Origin of the sequence: Asaia prunellae JCM 25354 (genome assembly GCF_000613885.1) — a bacterium.
GTDB classification, from domain to species: Bacteria; Pseudomonadota; Alphaproteobacteria; order Acetobacterales; family Acetobacteraceae; genus Asaia; species Asaia prunellae.
The window spans coordinates 41421-62721 of record NZ_BAJV01000009.1 but is presented as its reverse complement, the minus strand read 5'-3'; the positions used below and the strand labels follow the sequence as shown (position 1 = coordinate 62721).

Below are 21301 nucleotides of genomic sequence, written 5' to 3'. Positions count from 1 at the left end.
CGTCACGGTATCCGGTAGAAAGGGTTGGGGAGAAGAAAGCCGCGTTCCGCATGTCCACCAGCCAGATCGGAAAGCTGATCTCCGATATTGGCAATGATGTGATACCCTTTCTGCTCGATCGCGCGACGCGCTGCGCTCTTGTACTCCGAAGCGGAAGGGGTGTGACTGCCGTCCTCACGCAGAACAAGTCCGGCCCAGTTATGATATCCTGCTTCTTCCAGATTACGCGCCGTTTCCTCACGCTCGCGCTCACGGCGCCCGGTTATGAAAAACACGGCCACATCATGCTCTTGGGCCTGGGTATAGAGCGCCAGGGTAGCCGGGAAGGCTTTGGCCCTGGCACTCTGCTCCCACGCTTCAACACCGCATGGACCTTCCGGCAAGCTGTCACAACGACCATCCCGGAAATAGGCGAAATGATTGGCAGCCATCTCAGGCCAGTTCGACAGCGAGGTCTCGTCAATATCGAGAACAAGAGCCGGCTTGCTCACATGAGCAGCACGCAATCTCACCCAGGCAGAAGCTTCCTGAATAACCGAGGTGAAATCGCGCTCATACTCGCCATGGTCGTGATAGGCGGTCGCTGCCGTCATGGCATCGCCAACATTCACTGGCATTGCATGAACCACTGTCGGAAAGGCACCTGCGAACAGCAATCCTGCTGACAGGAGTAATCCTGCACGAGCAACTGGTCGCGTGATGTTCCGGTAACGGTATGATCTAACTGTCTTGCCACTCACGTGATGACCAACTCCTGCCTGACAATCTTTTCAGAATCATCTTCACAGCTGTACGATTACAGGACAAGAGCAAGATAACCTTTCCAGGCACAAGAAAAACAATAATAAAATCAGAGCAATACGCAGCTGCATCCACAAAATATTTTTTTAATGAAGCGAAATATTATTTTATCAAAATGAATTTCAAATCAAATTATCGCAAATAAGTGTAGTACGTCAACCGAGAATACCAGACCGAATATCATTGCAACTAGTTGAACTGATATGAATAACAGACTATTTTAAATAACTGAATTATCATGGACAGGAGTTGGTTTTGGGAGTCCCCCGGGAAATAGCCGTTGTCACCATTCTGGAAGCCGCACAGAGAATTTTCTCCGAACACGGCTTTAGCGGTGCAAGCATTGCCGCTGTTGCACGCGAGGCTGGCATACCGAAAGCCAACATCCATTACTACTTCTCGAACAAGGAAATCCTGTATCAGGAAGTGCTGCGCCAGACTGTGCAGGAATGGCTCAATGACTGCCAGACATGGCTGCGGACAGATTCGTCGGCCTCCACCGCATTACGCGGCTATGTGGTCTCGAAACTGGCTTTTTCGCGAGCCAATCCTCATGCCTCCCGCCTGTTCGCTCATGAGATCCTGGGGGGAGCGCGCTATCTTGGCAATTATCTCGCCACCACCCTGCGCGAGGCAATAATGCCTCTTCACAAGACATTCGAGATCTGGATGGACCGGGGCGAGATTCCGAAAAGTGAACCAGGCCACTTCCTGTTCTGCCTCTGGGCAATGACACAATGGTACGCCGACATGCAGCCTCAGATCACGGCAATTCTGGGCAAGGAGGCTCTTGAAGAAGAGGATTTCGACGCAGCAGCCGAAACCATCCTGTCACTCACCTTGCGCTCTGTCGGCTCCTGATCCTGGCCTGACAGGCCTTCAGCATACCCAGACGGGATCAGGATTTCTCTCACATACCCGTCATCAATGAACTCTCCTCGCCCAATAGTGACGATGTATCTGTCCAAACCAGAGAGACAAGGGGTTTCCTGTCACGCATGGTCCGATCAGGCGGAATCAACATCGCACAACGTTTGGTCTCTGCAGGTTTCGTTACATTGAGACCGCAACAGGCAATTGGACGAAGGATCATGACATGACAGATCAGGCTCATCCCCTTATCGGCAACAACACTATCGATCCGGAAGCACTGTGGCAGGATGTCATGGAAACAGCGCGATTTGGCGCAACCGGGAAAGGTGGTATCTGCCGACTGGCCCTGAGTGCCGAGGATCATCAGGTACGGGAGTGGTTTCGCAGCTCCTGCAGCTCCCTCGGCGCAACACTGACGACAGATACGATGGGCAACCAGTTCGCCCGTATCGAAGGTGAAGAAGCAGGTCTTGCTCCAATTGCCATAGGCAGCCATCTCGATACCCAGCCGACCGGCGGCAAATTTGACGGTATCATCGGGGTACTCGCCGGGATTTCCGTTCTGCGTCTGCTGAAAGAAACCGGAACTCGCCTGAGACACCCCGTTGAGGTGGTCAACTGGACCAACGAGGAAGGGACACGTTTTGCGCCTGCAATGCTGAGTTCAGGGGTGTTTGCTGGTATCTTCACCCCGGATTACGCACTGAGCCGGACTGATAACAACGGCGTCCGTTTTGAGACGGCCCTCGCTGCGATCGATGCCGCAGGAACCCAACCCTGTGGCGTGCATCCCCTCGCTGCCTATCTGGAACTTCATATCGAACAGGGACCAGTGCTCGAAGCCGAGAATTGCACAATCGGTGTCGTGACCGGAGTTCAGGGAATGCGCTGGTATGAGGTAACCGTCACAGGGCGTGAGTCCCATGCAGGCACCACCCCCATGTCAATGCGTTCTGACGCGTTGCAGGCGGCGGCTCGACTTATGGCAAGCATACAGGAGATCGCACTCAATCGTCCGCCTCATGCTGTTGGTACAGTCGGAATGGTGTCCGTCAGGCCGAACAGCCGCAACACCGTCCCGGGCGAGGTCAGTTTCAGTGTCGATCTGCGCGACCCGAGTGATGATGTTGTTATCGCGATGGAAAACAGTTTCCGCGAACGCGCCGGTGTCCTGTCACGTGAATACGGCGTCAGCATTGGCATCCGGGAAATCTGGGATTCTCCTGCAGTCCATTTCGATCAGCGCCTGATTGATGCGGTTTCTTTCGCTGCCCGCAGCCTGCACCTGCCATCACGTGAAATCACCTCCGGTGCGGGACATGATGCCGCCTATCTGGCGCGCATCGTACCCGCCACCATGATCTTTGTTCCCTGCGCAGATGGCATCAGTCATAACGAGAGCGAATCTGCAACCCGGGAGGACATTGCAGCAGGGGCCAATGTCCTGCTGCAGACCCTGCTGATTGCTGACAGGCAGCTTGATGCATTACCCGCTTCAGGCGGCTGAGGATCGCCTGTGGAACAGGACAATCAGAAAGGCAATCAGGGCCAGCGCCGTACCACTCATGGAAACGGCATCATAGCCAAAACCATGGGACAGTACCGCGCCCCCAAGCCAGGCTCCCAGCGCATTGCCAAGATTGAATGCCCCGATATTGACCGATGAGGCCAGGGCGGGTGCCCGACGTGCTGCCTGCATGGTACGCATCTGCAGGGCGGGCATAATTGCAAAAGAGGCTGCACTCCAGACCAGAATTCCCCCTATGGCGCCATAGGCTGATTGTGCCAGTACGGGATAGACAAGCATCATCCCGCCCAGAACAGGCAATACCAGAAGCAGCGCAAAGCGGGTCGATCGATCCGCAAGACGTCCTCCCAGCGCTGCACCGATACTGAATCCGACCCCGATCGTCATGAGTGCCAGTGTCACAAGCGCGTCACTCGCCTGCGTAATGCTATGCAGAAAAGGGGCTATATAGGTGTACAGCACAAACATGATGCCAGCACCGAGTGTTGTGACTGTCAGGGCGAGCAACACTTCTCCCCCCAGAAGCACCTGTAGTTCACCAATAAGATCCGGCCTTGCACTTCTGCCTCTTGAGGCAATGCCAGGCTCAATGCAAGAACGGCAACCGCACCGAGCAACGCGGTAACCAGAAAGGCAGCACGCCATCCTATCGTCACACCTAGCCAGGTCGCCGCGGGGACACCGAAGATATTGGCTATGGTAAGTCCCAGAAACATTGACGCCACGGCAGAAGCCCGTTTCTCAGGCGAAACAACACTTGATGCCTCGACAGCACCAAGGCCGAAAAATGCTCCATGCGACAGACTTGTCACCACACGCCAGAACATGAGCAATGCATAGCTGTGACTGAACCCGGCGCCGAGGTTGCCAATAATATATAGTACCATGAGGCCGATCAGGGCTACCTTGCGCGAGAGAATCCCAAGCAACAATGTCATGACCGGCGCACCAATCATGACGCCAAAGGCATAGGCGCTGACCAGGCCGCCTGCCTTGGGCACAGTCACATGAAGATCTTGAGCGATGACCGGCAGCAAGCCCATGGGTGTAAATTCGGTCGTGCCGATGGCAAATGCACCGACAGCCAATGAGAGTAAAGCGGTACGTGGCGATGCCATCATGCCTCCAGAATAATTAAAGCCTGCGCAATTTCTTCTTACTTTGCAGATCGTGCCCTTCATGCCACGAGTTCACTCAGAGATATCTGAGCAGGAGCCAGGGAAAAGGTCATGACCCTCCATAATACCGATAGCAATCACGACGCCCTCTGGCTTCCTTTTACAGCCAATCGCCAGTTTCGCGATTCTCCTCGCCTGCTCGTTTCCGCCAAAGGCATGTATTATCGCGATGATAAAGGTCGTGAAGTGCTTGATGGTTGCGCCGGGCTGTGGTGCGTCAATGCAGGGCACGGCCAGCCTCGCATTGTAGAGGCCGTTCAGAAGACCGTGGCAACTCTCGATTTTGCACCAGCCTTCCAGATGGCGCACCCCCTCGCTTTCGAGGCGGCAGATCGCATCGCCCGTCTGGCGCCGAATCCGCTGAACCACGTCTTTTTCTGCAATTCCGGTTCAGAAGCCGGCGACACCGCACTCAAGATCGCCCTCGCCTATCACCGGCTGCGTGGTGAAGGGACGCGTACACGTCTTATCGGACGTGAGCGCGCCTATCACGGCGTCGGGTTTGGCGGCATTTCCGTCGGGGGCATTTCAGGAAACCGCAAACTTTATGGCTCCCTTCTGACAGGTGTCGACCATCTTCCGCACACGCTCGATCTGCGTCGCAATGCCTTCTCGCGCGGCCTTCCCGAACATGGTGCAGAACTGGCAGACGATCTGGAACGCATCGTGGCACTTCATGATGCCTCGAATATCGCTGCCGTCATCGTTGAACCCATGGCCGGATCGACAGGCGTTCTGCCTGCCCCGAAGGGTTATCTGAAGCGCCTGCGCGAAATCTGCACCAAGCATGGTATTGTGCTGATCTTCGATGAGGTGATCACCGGCTTTGGCCGCCTCGGGGCCTCTTTTGCTGCCGAGAAATATGGCGTCGTACCCGATATCATGACGGTGGCCAAAGGCATTACCAACGGCACCATTCCCATGGGAGCAAATATCGTCTCGGACGAAATTTTTGAAGCCTTCATGCAGGGCCCGCGCGAAGCCATCGATCTGCCGCACGGTTATACCTATACAGCCCATCCTGTCGCATGCGCCGCTGCGATTGCCACACTCGACACCTATGCCGAAGAGCATCTTTTCGAGCGAGCCGCAGCACTCTCACCCTATTTTGAAGAAGCCGCCCACTCCCTGCGTGGAGCGCCCCATGTTGTCGATATCCGTAATGAGGGGCTGGTTGCCGGTATCGAGCTCGCACCACGCAATGCCACGACCACACGCGCCTATGAAGTATTTGAACGGGCCTTCCATGAAGGTCTGTTGCTTCGCTATACGGGCGATATCATTGCCATCTCGCCACCACTCATTATCGAGAAAAACGAGATCGACCGGATTTTCGAAACCATCGCCCGGATCCTGAAGACCATCGACTGATGGCAATCAGTCACCTTCGCAAGCCACACCTGCGAAGGTGACATCAGCGCATATCAGGTACACAGGCTGTCCTGACACAGTGTCCGGTCCGACCTGGCGATCTGAGTGTCGTAAAAAGCCGGTACTGTTCCGTCACATGTGGCAAAGGCGACTATTTCGCCGCTTTGTCTTTCGCCTCGAATGACACATCACTCTTCACGGCGTGACAGGCATGATCCTGCAATTCCTCGCCTGACGCCCGATCCACGTCCTGTGCCCTGTCGTCAAGAAGCGCATAACCTGAACCGAGCGGTGCCAGAACAAGGGTGTGATTGCCCATCTCGCTTTCAGGATCGGCAAGTGAAGACGCCAGAACAAGAAAGGGCGATGCATTCAGTGTAGCTAGATAAAGGGCTCTGTAATGATGTCCCTCTATCGTTTCCGGCAGAACAGACCAGCTCGGACCTATACGGGAATTATAACGGTCCAGTATCTCCCGCACATGGGGCGCCAGGCAGTCAAGATGGATATGAAGCTGATTCTGGGAACGTCCCTTGGAGGAGTTGATTGCAAGAGACAGCATTTTCTCCGGAATGGGCGTGCCATAAGAAGCAGCAACCCGGTCACGATATTTCCATGCTTCGGCAAAATAGTTTGGCTGACCGGGGACAAGCAGCGCCGGACTTTCCATTCCGGCCAGCTTGTCTGTCGGGATCAGCAGATACTGCCCCCGTCCCTCGATCGAATGCAGCAAGGCAATACGATGCGTGCTGTCATATACGGTACAGGGTCTTGTGCCCTGAGCGCATTTCTGATGCACGATCTTCCACAGGATATCCGGATCATGATCCTTGTGAATGACAGTTCCCGCCTGAGCATGGGACAGAGCCCCTGCCATGACGGCTGCCAGTGCAGCCCATTTCCAGCGGGTCAGCATGAACGTGTCTGTGCAACGAGCATCATGCTTTGGGCAAGGCGGTCAAGGCGACGTTTCACGCCACCTCCGGCCGCGAAGCTGCTTCGGGAATCGTGACTTAGCCAAAGCGTGCCCTCTTCGACTGAGAGAGACGTATTCTTGAGAAGGGCCGCCGTGCCTCCACAGATCGTGTAGGCGAGACGCAATGCAAAACCGAGCTGAACAGCGCGATCACAGTCATCTGGTGCAAGTAGCCGCCGCGAGACATCCATCAACGTATCGGTCGGGTCGGCCTCATAGCGTACAGCCAGGGTCAGTGCGACAAAAGCCCGCGCCTGATGATCGAAACCCACACCATGCATACGCATGACACGCAGATAGGTCTGTGACGCCCTGTATTCCGGATGATCGAATGACCCGATATCCGACATACGACAGGCCATATCCCGCAGGGCCGTTTCCGAGGGCGTTTCATGCTGGAAAAGCGGGGCCGTCCAGCGCACGAGATCGTCGGGCAGTTCCATACTGCGGCTGAGGCGCTGGGACGCCTCATCAGCAAGTGCACGGCAGGGATCAAGCGCAGCGACGGCCTGGCCGACATTACGCATATACCAGCCTTCGCGCAGCCCATCGACACTGAACACAATCTGTGAAGGCTGAACAATGCGCATCAGGCGCCGCAGAACCGTTGCTGAAAAAGGCACATCATCCAGTCGCTTGCGCGGGAAGCCCGGCATTTTTTCAAGGATCTTGCGTGGCGTATCAATCAGCCATGTTACCATCTCGCGTGCTTCATCAGCACCAAGCGTGTACAGATGAACGATGTTCAGCGGATAATGGGTACGGGCAATCTGCAATCGGGCCAGGGCACGGAAGGCGCCACCCACCAGATAAAGCGGCTTCCCCTTCAATACGGGAAGCCACGAGACATCATCCAGATCCGCTTCGACAACCTCTCTCGCACGCTTCAGATCTCCACCAGAACGATCTGACAGGCGAATAACGCCAAGAGGCTTGGTGCAGGCCTCGTGATGACGACCGCCCGCAACACGGATCAGTTCGAGCGAACCGCCACCGATATCGGCCACGACGCCATCTGCATCAGGCAGCCCGCAGAGTACGCCGGTTGCGGCGTAGTCGGCTTCTTCTTCACCTGAAAGAATGCGTATCGGAACGCCGGGCATGCATTCATGCAGGGTCTCGACAAATTCATGACCATTACTGGCATCCCGCACGGCTGCCGTTGCCAGCACCTCAAAGGGATGGGCATTCATGGCACAAGCGATAGCATTGAAACGGCTCATGACATCCCGGGACAGACGAAGTCCGTCCTCATTGAGGCGTCCTGTCTGCTCAAGGCCACGCCCCAGACGCAGCGTAGCCTTTTCGTTGAAAATCGGGATGGGATTGCGTGTAACGCCTTCAAATACAACCAGGCGAACAGAATTCGACCCGAGATCGACGATAGCTGCGCGATGATGGCCTTGGGAGGCGTCAGAACCGGTCACTACTTCCCTCTTTCTCAATCTTCGCGGATGCGCTGGGGCCGCTCACGACGGCCGGCATCCTTGTCCTGCGGTTTTTCCCTGGCCGCCGAACCACGCCCGGAAAGCGAAGGATTATGCATGAAATAGTCATGCGCCGAGAAGGGATTAGCCCCCGGAGATACACGATGCCAATCCCCCTTGGCAGAGAGTACCCAGCTCTGGAGCGTATCACGCAGATCCATGGTCATGATCTGCCCGAGGATCTGGGCATGTACGGTCGGATTGAAAATCGGCACCATGGCCTCCACGCGGCGATCCATGTTACGTCCCATCCAGTCAGCCGAGGAGATAAAGACCTTCGCCTTGTGCGAAGGCATGCGATGTCCGTTACCAAAAGCAAAGACACGCGCATGTTCCAGAAAACGGCCAACAATCGAGCGTATTTCGATATTTTCTGACAGACCAGGCACGCCGGGACGCAGGCAGCAGATCCCCCTGACGATCGCCACGATCTTCACCCCGGCCCGCGATGCACGGTAGAGCGCATCGATCAGCGATGGATCGACCAGACTGTTCATCTTGAGCCAGATCTTGGCCGGGCGCCCTGCTTGGCATGATCGATTTCACCATCGATCAGATCCATCAGCGTATCACGGAGCGTGATCGGCGCAAAAGCAAGCGCTTCCATATCCACAGGCGTCGCGTAACCCGTCATGTAATTGAACAGCCGCGCCGAATCACCGGCAAGCTGCGGATCACAGGTGAAAAACGACAGGTCAGTATAGATACGCGCCGTGATCGGATGGTAATTTCCGGTTCCGAAATGGGCATATGAGCGCAAGCCACCTGCCTCACGACGCACCACAAGACTCAGCTTGGCGTGGGTCTTGAGATGGGTGAAACCAAACACAACCTGCACGCCCGCAGATTCCAGCGAGCGGGCGAGACGGATATTCGCCTCCTCGTCAAAACGCGCGCGCAGCTCGACCATGGCCGTTACCGACTTGCCCAGCTCTGCTGCCTCGATCAGGGCACGCACAATCGGGCTGTCGCGGGAGGTACGATAGAGGGTCTGCTTGATGGCCACGACATTCGGGTCGAGAGCTGCCTGCTTGAGAAACTGCACCACCACGTCGAAACTCTCGAACGGATGGTGGACCACGATATCCTTGGCACGAATGGCAGCAAAACAATCGCCGTCATAATCGCGGATACGCTCGGGGAAACGTGGCGTGTAAGGCCTGAACAGCAGATCGGGACGATCCGAGACAATCATCTGCTTGAGATCGACCACACCGATGATATCGGTCTGGACAATCACATCATCCCTGGCAACATCCAGCTCTTCGGCAAACTCCCTGCCCATTCCTTCCGGAATGGAGGCATCGAGCGCAAGATGGATTCCAACTCCGCGACGACGCTGTTTGAGGGCCGTTTCATAGGAGAGAACCAGATCTTCCGCCTCATCTTCGAATTCCACATCGGAATCACGAATGATCCGCAATACCCCGCCTTCGGCAATTTCCATTCCCGGAAACAGCCGTGTGATATGGAGGCGGATCACATCCTCAAGCAGCACGAAACGCACATCGGGGCGAATATCTGGCTCTTCCTTGTGGGGCGCCGGCAACCGGATGAAACGATCGATCTGCTGAGGCAGAAGAATAAGGGCGTCCATCGAGAAACCCGGTACTGACGGATCATTCAGCCTCAGAGCCAGCGCCATACCAAGGTTGGGAATGAATGGCATGGGATGAGACGGATCGATCGCCAGGGGCGTCAGAACCGGATAGATCTCTTCCTCGAACTTGGCTGCGATGGCTTCACGCTCAGCCTCGGTCAATTCATCGCGTGTACAGAGACGAATACCCGCCTGGGCCAGCTCTCCACGCAAAAGACGCCAGATTCTCTGCTGAGCAGCAAAGAGCTTTGCGGCACTACGGCGTACACTGGACAGCTGTCGTGCAGGAGGCAGGCCATCCGCCGAGGGAGCAACGAGTCCCTCACGCACCTGCCCTACCAGACCGGCCACTCTCACAGAATAGAATTCGTCGAGATTGCTGGCGCTGATGGAGAGAAAGCGCAACCGTTCAAGCAAGGGATGGCGTCTGTTTTCCGCCTCCTCGATCACACGCTGGTTGAAATCCAGCCAAGAGAGCTCGCGATTGATAAAACGTGCAGGCGATGTCACGATTCCCGGATCAGGAATGCGCGCGACGGCCCGAGCGGGTCGTGCTGCTCTCGAACGCCTGCTTCCGGCTGTACGGGCCACCCGGTTAGTAGCAGCCTTTGAATCCTTTTCCGAAGACGACGTCACGCGATGCGTTCCCTGTTTTTGTCCAATTGATCAACACAGCATCGCCCCTGGGCCGGCTATACGTCAAACCCCCTTAACCCAATCATCATAAATGATGACGCTACCACAGAGGTTTTTCGTCCTCTTCATCGAGCAATCCGCTCAGGACTTCCCTGGCCAGGGAACGGGTCAGGGGGCGACCATGGGCGAGACCAGCCCGATCAAGACGATCCACTGCCGCTACAATGGCGTCACCAGTACGCGGCAGGTTTTTCAGAAGCCAGTCGAGAATCGGTTTTGAGACGATCATCTGCCTCTCGGCAATCAGACGCAGCAGCAGGGTAAAACGCAGCGAATCCTCAGGAGAGGCAATGGGCACAAGCGTGATCGCCCTCAACCGGCTTGCGAGATCAGGCAGGATCATCGGCATACGCATGGGTGAAACACGCGAAGCCATCAACAGCGTCGTACGGTGCTCACGTGCCAGATTGAGCAGGTGAAGCAAGGCCCTTTCGGATGTCACACGATCGATGTGATCAATGGCCAGTGCTGCCGGAGGCGTCTCGACAAGCTTTACCAGATCAGCCCGGTCGAAACTGACAGCATCAATAACACTCGTCCCGCGCCGCAAGGCCCAGACATGCAGCAGATGGGATTTGCCACAACTGTCGTCTCCACAGAGCATGAGCCGTCTGTCCGGCCAGCCTGTCTGGTTGAGCCAGCGCCTGGCCTGCGCGTTGGACGGCGCCGGAACAAAATCGCGGGCAGCCATACTCGCAGGCGGACGCAGCGCCAGCGCCAGTTGCCCGGCCGGATTCACAGGCGTCAAACCCTCATTTCCTGCGTCTTTGTCCATCCAATAACCGTTCCGGTCCTTTCCGAGCCGGGTCGGCTCCAGTAGTAAGGGCCAATACTAACGCAACCGGCCAGGTTTATCGAGCGAGGCGACAGCATGACCGACCCAATCTCTCCTTCAGCGAGCTATCGCGAGTCCGGTGTCGACATCGAAGCCGGAGATGCTCTGGTCGAGGCGATCAAGCCCGCCGCGAAATCAACCGACCGTCCCGGTACCATGGGTGCCTTGGCGGCTTCGGGGCCCTGTTCGATCTCAAAGCGGCTGGTTTCAACGATCCTATTCTTGTCAGCTGCACCGATGGCGTCGGCACGAAGCTGATGGTAGCCATTGAAAGCGGGCAGCATGACACGGTCGGCATCGATCTCGTGGCCATGTGCGTGAATGATCTGGTCGTACAGGGAGCCCAGCCCCTGTTCTTCCTTGACTATCTCGCAACCGGCAAACTTGCAGTTGATGATGCCTCACGCGTCGTACGCGGTATTGCACAGGCTTGCCGTGAAACGGATTGTGCCCTCGTCGGTGGCGAAACGGCAGAGATGCCCGGCATGTACGGGCCAGGACACTATGATCTGGCCGGCTTCAGTGTCGGCGCGGCAGAACGTACGGCGCTTCTCCCTGCTGGCATTGCTGAAGGCGATGTCCTGATTGCCCTCCCTCGACGGGTGTCCATTCCAATGGCTATTCGCTGGTGCGGAGCATCAAGGCCATGAGCGGGCTCGACTGGAACAGCGAAGCCCCGTTTGAGCCCGGCAGCACGCTGGCCGAGGCGCTTCTGCGCCCGACTGCGCTTTACGTCCGTACGGTTATGGCCCTGCACAAGCAGGGTTTGCTGCATGGCTGCGCTCATATCACGGGCGGTGGCCTGCCGGGAAATCTGCCACGCGTTCTACCCGAAGGCCTTGGTGTACAGATAGAAGCCGATAGCTGGCCGGTGCCCCCTGTGTTCCGCTGGCTGGCCAGGACCGGCAATGTCGCTCATGACGAAATGCTCAAGGTTTTCAATTGCGGCATCGGTATGGTTCTGGTCACCCCCGAACCCGACAGGGTTCTGGCTTTGCTCGCCGAGCGTGGTGAACAAGGGTATCGCATCGGTGAAATCACGGCCAACGGCCCACGCTATGCCCTGTGCGGCACGGTCGATTTTTCTCTATGACCAAGACGCCTATCGCCATTCTCATCAGCGGGCGTGGCAGTAACATGAACGCCCTGATAGAGGCCTGCGCCCAGCCGGATTATCCGGCACGCATCGCTCTGGTACTCAGCAACAATCCCGACGCACCGGGCCTGGAAACGGCACGTGCTGCGGGGCTGGATGTCATGGCCATCGACCACCGGAAGTTTCCGAAAGACCGGGAGAGTCATGAAAGGGCAGTCGATGCCGCGCTCGTGCAGGCAGGTGTCGAGATCATCTGTCTTGCAGGCTATATGCGCGTGCTGACGCCCTATCTTGTCGGGCGGTGGCACGGAAAAATGCTCAATATCCACCCGAGCCTGCTTCCTGCCTATCCGGGCCTTGATACCCATGCGCGCGCGCTTGCCGCCGGTGATACCGAACATGGCTGCACAGTGCATCTGGTAACAGATGGCGTCGATGAGGGACCCATCCTCAGACAGGCCAGGGTCAAAGTGCTTGCTGACGATACAGCACAAAGCCTCGCTGCCCGTGTGCTGCAGCAGGAGCATGTTCTCTATCCTGCTGCATTGTCTGACTATCTGAGCCGTCGCTGAAGGCAAAAACCCGGCATCTGCGCCGGGTTTTTCTGACCGCTTCTGTCGGTTTCAGCTGGCCAGCCAGTAACGCGAAGCCAGAACACAGGTGAGCGTTACCGTATCAAGCGCGAGAAAGAGGCTGAATACCAGCATCGCTCCCTGATGAACCCAGAGCGATGAATCAACCCGCCCCCCATGACGAACTCTGGGAAAAACAAGCGCAAGAAACGGAGCAATCGGCAGAAAATACCGCCCCTGGACGCCATCAATCACAGGTGCACCTACCGGGGTCCAGATGACGTAGAGCGAGAAAAAAACGGCGCCGACCGAGAGAAGCACCGCCACAATCGTCACCACTACCCCCGTCGAAGTCTGACGCAGTTCCTTGTGTCGCAGCGCAGGGTAAAAGCAGAACCCGATAGAGGCTGCGATTGCGGCATAGGCAACACGGTAGAACCATCGGGGGAATATGGTGTCAAGCCATCCCAGAACACCAATGAATTCATGAATATTATGACCTAGATTCGCTACTAGAGAATGGTAAGCCAAGGCTGGTAGAGCAAACGGATGAGTCACAACCCAGTGGACCTGGCCGCCATCTGATACCCCCATACCATCGAGAAACTGGATCTTGGTCGGGTTGAGGCCGATTTTCTGCCAGAACAGGAAGGCGACAAGACTGAGACCAAATGGCAGAAAACGCAGCCATTTTCTCCCCCGCAGATCCAGGCCGAGAGGCACGAGACTGCAAAGAAGCAGTGGCGGCTTACTGACCGTCAGGACAGCAAAAAGAAGCGCAATACCAATCCAGAACCGTGTTGACCCCGGGTCCTGCTCATCCCGCCGCGATAAAAGCGCAGCCGTTACAATAGCCAGACCAATCAGGACACCATCCTGGGAGCAGGAAGCCCCGACGGCCATTACCATGGGCAGGCTGGCAATAACGGCGAGAAACAACATGCCCCGTCGAGCAATGGCGACGCCCACAGCACAGAGCAGTACCGTGCAGAAGGCATTGACTGCGCGAATGGCATAGCTGGTCTGGATAATCGTCGCCTTGCCATGCCGTGCAACGAAGCTGGTCATGGCACCTGGCAGGTAGGTGATTGGCGCGTAGATGACCGTATTGGGAAAGGAGGCCCAGCTTTTCTCGCCGGACCAGTGCCGCTCCGAAAGAGTCAGAAGCTCGTTCATCGGCACCTTGGCCTGAGCATTGAAACGCAGCGAATTCAGCAATTCGGATTCTGCGGGAAAATTATTCGAGAGATAGCCCCCTGCATCTTTGGGGCCATTCTTCAATCCGATGAAGCCACCCTGGGAAATCTGGGTGACCCTTGCAAGATGGTTGCGCTCGTCCGGTGTCTGCCCCGGAGGTGTGAGTAATACACAAACCATCGCCATGAGAGCCGCGAAAAAACCGTAGATCAACGCTGGTGGAGCAGGCAGGTCAGTTTTGAGATGACGCAGCAAGGGTGAAGACCTCTGACTGAAGAATACGAAAAGAGCCGCTCGTTCTGACCAGACCAAGGCATGTCAGAAATCAGCCGGGGCTCAGACATCAATACGTGGCGGTGCCTGAAGACCAAGATAGGCCAGACGCTTGATCTCCTGTCGACCCAGCGCAACGCTGTTCAGGATCACGCCGCAAACCAGCGACAGGGCGGCCAGGATTTCAAGCCCGGTTGCCAGTACTGCGGAGGGAAGATGGGGTACAGTATGCGTCTCGATGAAATCGAGAATGGAACGAAGCCCGATCAATCCACCCAGAACAGCCAGACAGCCTCCAATGAAGCCAAAGAAAAGGAAAGGCCGTTCCTGCTTGAGCAGATTGATGATCGTACCCAGAATCTTGAAGCCATCACGATAGGTATTCAACTTCGAAAACGATCCTTCCGGGCGCTCGACATAGCGGGTTGAGACCTCTCCCATGGACATGTTGAGCTGAAGGGCGTGGACCGTAAATTCTGTCTCGGTCTCGAAACCGGAGGAGAGCGCAGGAAAGGATTTGACGAAACGGCGACTGAAAACGCGATACCCCGAAAGCATGTCCGACTGGCCACGTCCGAACAGGCTCACGACCAGCCCCGTCAATACCTTGTTACCCAGAACGTGCCCTGCCCGATAGGCAGCGGCCTGTTCATGCACACGCACACCCATGACAGTATCATGAGCGTTTTCGTAAGCGAGACGTACCATGGCGGGCGCTGCTGCGGCTTCATAAGTCCCGTCACCATCGATCAGGACGTAGAAATCGGCTTCGATATCGGCGAACATGCGCCTGATCACGTGTCCCTTGCCCTGGAGCTTTTCCCGACGCGTGATGGCCCCTGCCGCTCTGGCACACGTGATCGTCTGGTCTGACGAGTTGTTGTCATACACATAGATCGCTGCTTCAGGCAGAGCGGCACGCATCTCACGTACCACGCTACCTATCGTCACTTCCTCATTATAGCAGGGAATCAGAACAGCTACACGATGTGCGGCCACTGGGAGCGTCACCTGAGAGATCGGCTCCCCCGAGTTCTGGTCTTCCTGCATTTTTCTCTCTACGTAATAATCCCGATCCCGCGCTGGTAGCATTTCGAAAGAAAAGAAACCAGATCCGACACGCCCTGTCGCAAGCCACCATCAATTCCAGAAAGACCAGAACAGAGCGCTTGCAACATCAGCGGTTTTACTTCGGCGCCGCTCGCCCTTTTCCGACCGGGCCATGAGCATAACCGCGCAGCAGGCGCTGCAAGTCGGGGAGCAGCTCCTGTGGGTCGGCTTCCCACAAGGCCGGACTTATCAGCTCGATTGACCAGCTGCCGGCATATCCGCTGCGATGTACGGCTTCAGACCAGGCTGCCAGATCAATTTCCCCTTCGCCCGGCCTGCATGCGCGTAATACTTCCTCATCCCACGCTTCACCGGCATGAGGTCGACGCCCATCGCAGAAATGCACACCAAAAATACGGCGTGGATCAAAGGTCGCAACATCTTCGGGAGTCGCGCCTGAGGCGTAGAAATGCCAGAAATCAACCACAACACCGATATTTTCAGCACCAACACGGGCAAAAATTTCCCTGGCCTGGGCGAGGCTGCGGAAAGCGGTGAAAGCAGGCAACTCGATCATATACCGAATACCATATTCCCGCCCGATCGCCGCAATCGCTTCTATGTTGCGTGTCATGATATCCATGATCTGCTCTTGCGGCAGATGATCTATTCCCGTGCGCGGCAGAACCATGACCGTCCCAGCGCCAAGCTGGCTGGCCTCGCTCGTGATCTTGCGCGCCTCTGCAAGAAGCTGCTCGAACGCCTTGGCTTCATGACGTTCGATATGGTCGAGCGCACTGACATAACCGACCTTGAGACCAGCATCCGCAATCCGATGCCTGAGCGCCTCGATAGAACCCCCACACTGAAGAAACCGGACAAGCTTTGGATAGAATATTTCGAGCTCGTCAAATCCGGCCTCACGGGCAAGGCGTATGTCTGTGACAAGATTGCTATGAAAACTCGAGATACCGTGCAACGCCGTTGCCATGGCCGATTATCCTTTGAAGCAAGATCAACAGAAGAGAGATACGACCTCATCAGCCTTCACCTCTCATACGGATAATCCTGTCTTCTATCCCGCCCCTGACCCATGCAGGTTTTGATGGAAAACCATCGGAATAGGCATACGCTTTCTCGGCCCGCTCCGTAGGTTCGAAATGTTGCGTTTTTGTCATTTTCGAGGTGCGATAATGCGCTTTTCCAGTTTTGTTCATTCCGGTGACGACCCCAGCCTGACCTGCGGATATCCTTCCGGATCCTTGTTTCCGAGCGATTACCCCTTTGCTCATGAAATCTCCCTGACAGGAGATCAGTCATGAATCGCGTACGCAGCCTGGTTGGCGTCACTTCAGAACGTCATGACGTTCCCTATGTTCTGCGCATCTGTGCTGTCGCGGCTCTGGGCGGCATTCTTTTCGGTTATGACACATCCGTCATATCGGGTGCGATTGGGCCGATCCGTGCCCATTTTCATCTCAGCGACGCTGCAACGGGATGGGCCGTTTCGAGTGTCATTCTGGGCTGTATCGCAGGGGCATTCGCCTCCGGCTGGCTCGCCCATACGCTGGGGAGACGCATGGCATTATTCATCTGCGCCATCCTCTTTTCAGTCCAGTCACTCGGCGCCGCTCTGGCACCGGATTTTACCCAATTCGTACTTTACCGGATCCTGGGGGGCCTGGCCGTCGGCATCGCCTCAGCCGTTTCACCCATGTACATGTCGGAGGTTTCTCCAAAAGATATGCGTGGCCGGGCACTTTCGATGGAGCAGTTTGCAATCGTGCTCGGAGCACTGCTTGTTTACGTCGTCAATTACCTGATTGCAGCGCGGGCGAGCTCGACATGGCTCGAAGAGATGGGCTGGCGCTGGATGCTCGGATCGGAAATTGTCCCATGCATCATTTTCTGCGCGACAATCTTTCTGATCCCGGAATCGCCACGCTGGCACATGATCCGGGGGCGTGAAGATCATGCCCTGCGCACACTGACCCGTATTTCAAACGAGGCTCATGCGCAGTCTCTCATGCGCGAAATCAGGGCATCCATGTCGGGTAACGATACTGAAGGCCGTTCACTGATAAGATTACTGCGTGACAGAAATGCACGCTGGATCATTTTCATCGGCGCCATGGTCGCAGGACTGCAGCAATTCACAGGGATCAATATCGTCGTCTATTACGCGCCAATGCTGTTGAGCGCTTCAAGCGGCAATCTTCAGAATGCGCTTTTCCAGACTATCTGGATTGGGGTGGCCAATCTGGCAGGCGGAGTAATCGGCGCCTGGATCGTCGATCGCAAAGGGCGCAAACCCCTCATCCTGTGGGGATCTCTGGGCATGACAACAGGGCTGCTGATCTCTTCTGCCGCGCTTTACATGCAGGATACAGGCCTCCTCGCCCTTTTCGGCCTGCTACTTTACATGGTGATGTTTGGTCTCTCCTGGGGGCCTGTTGCGTGGATCCTCGTCTCAGAGATCTTCCCCAACAAGATACGGTCGATCGGCATGAGTCTGGCCGTTGCCTCGAACTGGATCATGAATTTTGTCGTGGCGCAGAGCTTTCCGATGCTTGCAGGCAATGCAACGCTCAATGCCGCCTTTCATGGTGCCTTTTCAATGTGGCTCTTTGCAGCACTCTGCATTGGATCAATGCTTTTCGTTCTGCGTTTTGTACCGGAGACACGAGGGGTCTCTCTTGAAAAAATAGAGGAAACGATGCTGGCTGGACGCTAGCCTCAATATCCGGCAAGGCAATATCAGTCTCTACGGCCAGAGATCACAATCTCCTGTCAGGCCGAGCCGGAATCTGCCTCACACCCGCAGAAAGCAGCAAGCTCATGCGGCGTTGGCAGGAGAGTTTTTGGAAGGCTGCATTGCTCAAAGAGAACACGATAACGCTTTCTGTTTGCCCGTGTCGGTCCAATAATATGTCTGAGCATGGAAAGACGCACAGGATCGCGTTGTGTAGCCCAGCCTCCGTGACGAACCCGTTTTCCCTGACAGCGCCCGATATACCGCCAGAGGCTTGTCAGGTCGGCACGTCCAGCAATATCAATCCTGTCGCGCGGGACAAACGTTCATCCAGGCAGGAAGAGTAGTTGCCGTCCATCACCCAGGAGAGACCCCTGACAGCTCGGCCATGGTCATCGTGAAATGCCGAGAGATCGCGCAACCTGTCAAAACTTCCTGGCTCATGACGCAGAAGATCCAGATGCACAACCGGGAGACTTCGCGTTCTTCCGATAAAAACGCAAAGCGTTGACTTACCGCTGTTGCTCGGGCCCATGACGACAATACGTGGACCGAGAGAACTGAGGGAAACCGGTTCAGATCGCATCATCACAACCTGCAACACAATCTGGGTACCTTCCACTCGGATTTACACCTCATCCTTCCCTCCCTGTATGCAAAGCAGTGCCAGACATGGCACAGAAACCCGGGTACGCACGAAGGATCAGGATCATGCAGGGAAATCACGACCAAGGAATGGAACTGAGAGAATGGTCGATCCTGCTGGTTCTCGCCCTGCTCTGGGGTGGATCGTTTTTTTTCTTCAAGATTCTGGTTGCCGATATACCTCCCTTTACCGTGGTACTGGGCCGCGTAGGTCTTGCAGCAATAGCGCTCAATCTCGTTCTGCTCTCGAGACATGACTCCCTTCCGCGAGAGCCACTCTTGTGGGGAAGGCTTCTTCTGCTTGGCATCCTGAACAACGTCATCCCCTTTTCCGCCATTGCGTTTGGCGAAACGAGAATATCCAGCGGTGTTGCTGCCATTCTGAATGCGACAACCCCGGTTTTCACCATCATAGTCGCGCATTTCCTGACCCAGGACGAGAAACTGCGCTGGGGCAAAATCATCGGAATTGTCATGGGTTTTTGCGGTGTCGCCGTGCTGATCGGCCCAGCTTTGTTTGACGGCGGTGCGCAACGTTCACTCCTTGGGGAGCTTGCCTGTCTTCTGGCTGCGCTGAGTTATGGTTTTGGCGGTGTCTACGGTCGGAGATTTCGCGGCATACCTCCTCTCAAGATCGCTACCGGACAACTGACAGCCAGTACGGCAGCACTGCTCCCTCTTTCGCTGATGGTGGATCGTCCCTGGAATCTTCCATTTCCCTCACTGGCAATATGCGGCGCCTTCGCGGGTATTGCCTTTCTGAGCACCGCCCTCGCCTTTATCCTGTATTTCAGGCTTCTGGCGACGGCAGGGGCGACCAATCTGTCGCTCGTCACCTTTCTGCTGCCCATTACGGCACTCTTGCTTGGAACAATATTTCTGGGCGAAACAATACGATGGTATGCGCTCGCCGGACTGACCCTTATCGGCAGCGGGCTTGCCGCCATAGATGGCAGACCGTGGCGAAAAGTGAGTCTGTTTCTTGGCTCAGCCCGAGCACCATAGCGGCGGAGCAGGGCAAGTTACTTCTCGGATTGCGCTAGCTGCAATGATAGCAGAGCAACATGCTGCGGAGACTTACGTCCGAGTGCAAGTGTCCTGCCAGGCTTGATCCAGCGCATCTCGTCAGTTTGCATGGAGGTACTGACATCCTCTGAGGGCATGGCAATCTCGGTCACCGCGTCAGGTTCCGATAAAATGACCTTTTCGAGCCTTACCAGTACCCCCCTGTCAGTATCTGTCGCAAAATAGAACGTCACCTGATGCACATCAGGCAGCAGAATATAACAGCATTCTGTCCCGGACATGCCCAATTTCTCGAGCTCGCGACCGCTTTCAGTCAGAACAGTAATCTGGGGATCAATATGTTTGATTTGATCTGCAGCAGAATTGACCAACTTGGCAGGGAACGGAATAATCCGATTACCAGCAGATCCAGAAGAATAATTTTTCTTTCTCACTGTATCTCTCAATAATACAACAATATCCAACAATTTTACTCGTCGCCAGAATCCGAATCGAGATAATCTTTCTTATCATTTATCATTGATAGGTGCCGATAATATCAGGTGATAACTAGATAAACTTTTTCAGATAGATCGTTCCAGGCATTAATATGCAACATTGATCATTGCTGATGATATAGAGAACTCATGATAATATCGGATTAAGAAATCTGCTGGCGGTCAGCTCCGGGCACGCAAAACAAAAAAGGTGGCACAGGGCCACCTTTTTGCGATTCATTCATGCAATAAGACAAATGCCTCATCTGCTGACGATCAGGGTTCCATGATACGGATGCTTCTCCAGACCGGAAAGCACCCGCAACGGAACAGATGGGGTATCAGGCGAGGATTTCGGTCTCGGCAAAGAAGAAAGCAATCTCGTTCTTCGCGTTTTCGAGGCTGTCCGACCCATGTACGGAATTGGCTTCAATGCTTTCTGCATAGAGCTTGCGTACCGTGCCCTCTGCTGCCTGTGCCGGGTTGGTAGCGCCCATGACTTCACGATGACGCGCAACGGCGTTCTCACCCTGCAGGACCTGCACCACGACCGGCTCGGACAGCATGGAAGAAACGAGGCTGCCATAGAAGGGACGCTCGGCATGGACAGCGTAGAAGGCTTTGGCCTGATCTTCGGTCAGCTTGATGCGCTTCTGGGCAACAATACGCAGACCGGCATCTTCGAACACGGCATTGATCTTGCCGGTCAGGTTACGACGGGTTGCGTCAGGCTTGATGATCGAGAGAGTACGTTCCAGGGCCATTGAGGCATCTCCTGCACAAAAAAGAAATCGATGAACGCCCCTCCCCTAGAGCAAAACAGGAGTTCCTGATAGTCCGCATGACATCAAAACGCGTCCATTCTGCCG

General features: G+C 55.7%; 18 protein-coding genes and 2 pseudogenes. 7 read left to right on the top strand and 13 right to left on the bottom strand.

All coding sequences use genetic code 11. The annotated features are described in order from the left end of the window. Nucleotides 1–2: 2 nt before the first annotated feature. Nucleotides 3–740: an HAD family acid phosphatase gene (locus JCM25354_RS08900; RefSeq protein ID WP_243443992.1), complete on the bottom strand. Its 738-nt coding sequence runs from the start codon at nt 738–740 to the stop codon at nt 3–5. 316 nt (nt 741–1056) lie between these two features. On the opposite strand from JCM25354_RS08900, the gene JCM25354_RS08895 reads away from it, so the two are divergent. Both JCM25354_RS08895 and JCM25354_RS08890 read left to right on the top strand, forming a co-directional pair. Then, nucleotides 1057–1662, top strand: a complete 606-nt coding sequence (locus JCM25354_RS08895) for a TetR/AcrR family transcriptional regulator (RefSeq protein WP_025885752.1) — start codon at nt 1057–1059, stop codon at nt 1660–1662. 235 nt (nt 1663–1897) lie between these two features. Continuing rightward, a complete protein-coding gene (locus tag JCM25354_RS08890) occupies nt 1898–3181 on the top strand; it encodes a Zn-dependent hydrolase (protein WP_025885751.1) in 1284 nt (427 codons plus the stop codon). Here JCM25354_RS08890 and JCM25354_RS23830 read toward each other — a convergent pair. After that, nucleotides 3170–3709: an MFS transporter gene (locus tag JCM25354_RS23830; RefSeq protein WP_243443991.1), complete on the bottom strand. Its 540-nt coding sequence runs from the start codon at nt 3707–3709 to the stop codon at nt 3170–3172. The two genes, JCM25354_RS08890 and JCM25354_RS23830, sit on opposite strands and share 12 nt — an antisense overlap. Next, nucleotides 3697–4323, bottom strand: coding sequence for an MFS transporter (locus tag JCM25354_RS23825; protein ID WP_243443990.1), 627 nt, complete (start codon nt 4321–4323; stop codon nt 3697–3699). Before JCM25354_RS23825 ends, JCM25354_RS23830 begins: the two co-directional genes overlap by 13 nt. Before the next feature lie 108 nt (nt 4324–4431). Between JCM25354_RS23825 and JCM25354_RS08880 the strand changes: the two genes are divergently transcribed. Further along, nucleotides 4432–5751, top strand: a complete 1320-nt coding sequence (locus JCM25354_RS08880) for an aspartate aminotransferase family protein (protein ID WP_025885750.1) — start codon at nt 4432–4434, stop codon at nt 5749–5751. A 151-nt stretch (nt 5752–5902) separates the two neighbouring features. Here the strand turns inward: JCM25354_RS08880 and JCM25354_RS08875 are convergent, their stop codons facing one another. The 4 genes and pseudogenes from JCM25354_RS08875 to JCM25354_RS08860 form a co-directional block, all read right to left on the bottom strand. Next, on the bottom strand, nt 5903–6667 hold the full coding sequence (locus JCM25354_RS08875) for a CDP-diacylglycerol diphosphatase (RefSeq protein ID WP_051537321.1): 765 nt from the start codon (nt 6665–6667) through the stop codon (nt 5903–5905). Then, nucleotides 6661–8154 carry a Ppx/GppA family phosphatase gene (locus JCM25354_RS08870; RefSeq protein WP_025885748.1) on the bottom strand — a complete coding sequence of 498 codons (1494 nt, stop codon included), beginning with the start codon at nt 8152–8154 and terminating at the stop codon, nt 6661–6663. Before JCM25354_RS08870 ends, JCM25354_RS08875 begins: the two co-directional genes overlap by 7 nt. 14 nt (nt 8155–8168) lie before the next feature. Continuing rightward, nucleotides 8169–10342: pseudogene (locus tag JCM25354_RS17820) on the bottom strand (RNA degradosome polyphosphate kinase). A gap of 208 nt (nt 10343–10550) precedes the next feature. Beyond that, complete coding sequence (locus JCM25354_RS08860) at nt 10551–11249, bottom strand: DnaA/Hda family protein (protein WP_408734987.1); 699 nt, start codon at nt 11247–11249, stop codon at nt 10551–10553. A gap of 132 nt (nt 11250–11381) precedes the next feature. On the opposite strand from JCM25354_RS08860, the pseudogene purM reads away from it, so the two are divergent. Beyond that, a pseudogene (gene purM / locus JCM25354_RS17815) lies at nt 11382–12438 on the top strand (phosphoribosylformylglycinamidine cyclo-ligase). Then, complete coding sequence (gene purN / locus JCM25354_RS08850) at nt 12435–13013, top strand: phosphoribosylglycinamide formyltransferase (RefSeq protein WP_025885746.1); 579 nt, start codon at nt 12435–12437, stop codon at nt 13011–13013. Before purM ends, purN begins: the two are co-directional and overlap by 4 nt. Nucleotides 13014–13064: 51 nt before the next feature. On the opposite strand, the gene JCM25354_RS08845 is transcribed toward purN, so the two are convergent. The 3 genes from JCM25354_RS08845 to JCM25354_RS08835 all read right to left on the bottom strand — a co-directional run bounded on the left by JCM25354_RS08845 (nt 13065) and on the right by JCM25354_RS08835 (nt 16524). After that, nucleotides 13065–14465, bottom strand: a complete 1401-nt coding sequence (locus JCM25354_RS08845; protein ID WP_025885745.1) for a DUF2142 domain-containing protein — start codon at nt 14463–14465, stop codon at nt 13065–13067. A gap of 81 nt (nt 14466–14546) precedes the next feature. Then, on the bottom strand, nt 14547–15482 hold the full coding sequence (locus tag JCM25354_RS08840; RefSeq protein ID WP_025885744.1) for a glycosyltransferase: 936 nt from the start codon (nt 15480–15482) through the stop codon (nt 14547–14549). Nucleotides 15483–15669: 187 nt separating this feature from the next. Then, a complete protein-coding gene (locus tag JCM25354_RS08835) occupies nt 15670–16524 on the bottom strand; it encodes a sugar phosphate isomerase/epimerase family protein (RefSeq protein ID WP_025885743.1) in 855 nt (284 codons plus the stop codon). Nucleotides 16525–16851: 327 nt separating this feature from the next. On the opposite strand from JCM25354_RS08835, the gene JCM25354_RS17810 reads away from it, so the two are divergent. Then, nucleotides 16852–18267: a sugar porter family MFS transporter gene (locus JCM25354_RS17810; protein WP_051537320.1), complete on the top strand. Its 1416-nt coding sequence runs from the start codon at nt 16852–16854 to the stop codon at nt 18265–18267. A 295-nt stretch (nt 18268–18562) separates the two neighbouring features. Here JCM25354_RS17810 and JCM25354_RS21675 read toward each other — a convergent pair whose 3' ends face one another. Beyond that, entirely contained in the window at nt 18563–18907 is a 345-nt protein-coding gene (locus JCM25354_RS21675) for a P-loop NTPase family protein (protein WP_199899934.1), read from the bottom strand. An 89-nt stretch (nt 18908–18996) separates the two neighbouring features. Here JCM25354_RS21675 and JCM25354_RS08815 point away from each other — a divergent pair, with 89 nt between their 5' ends. After that, entirely contained in the window at nt 18997–19935 is a 939-nt protein-coding gene (locus tag JCM25354_RS08815; protein WP_025885741.1) for a DMT family transporter, read from the top strand. Nucleotides 19936–19952: 17 nt separating this feature from the next. Here the strand turns inward: JCM25354_RS08815 and JCM25354_RS08810 are convergent, their stop codons facing one another. Both JCM25354_RS08810 and ndk read right to left on the bottom strand, forming a co-directional pair. Further along, a complete protein-coding gene (locus tag JCM25354_RS08810; RefSeq protein WP_148301457.1) occupies nt 19953–20420 on the bottom strand; it encodes a hypothetical protein in 468 nt (155 codons plus the stop codon). A gap of 353 nt (nt 20421–20773) precedes the next feature. Further along, a complete protein-coding gene (gene ndk, locus JCM25354_RS08805) occupies nt 20774–21196 on the bottom strand; it encodes a nucleoside-diphosphate kinase (protein ID WP_025885739.1) in 423 nt (140 codons plus the stop codon). Between the last annotated feature and the right edge of the window lie 105 nt (nt 21197–21301).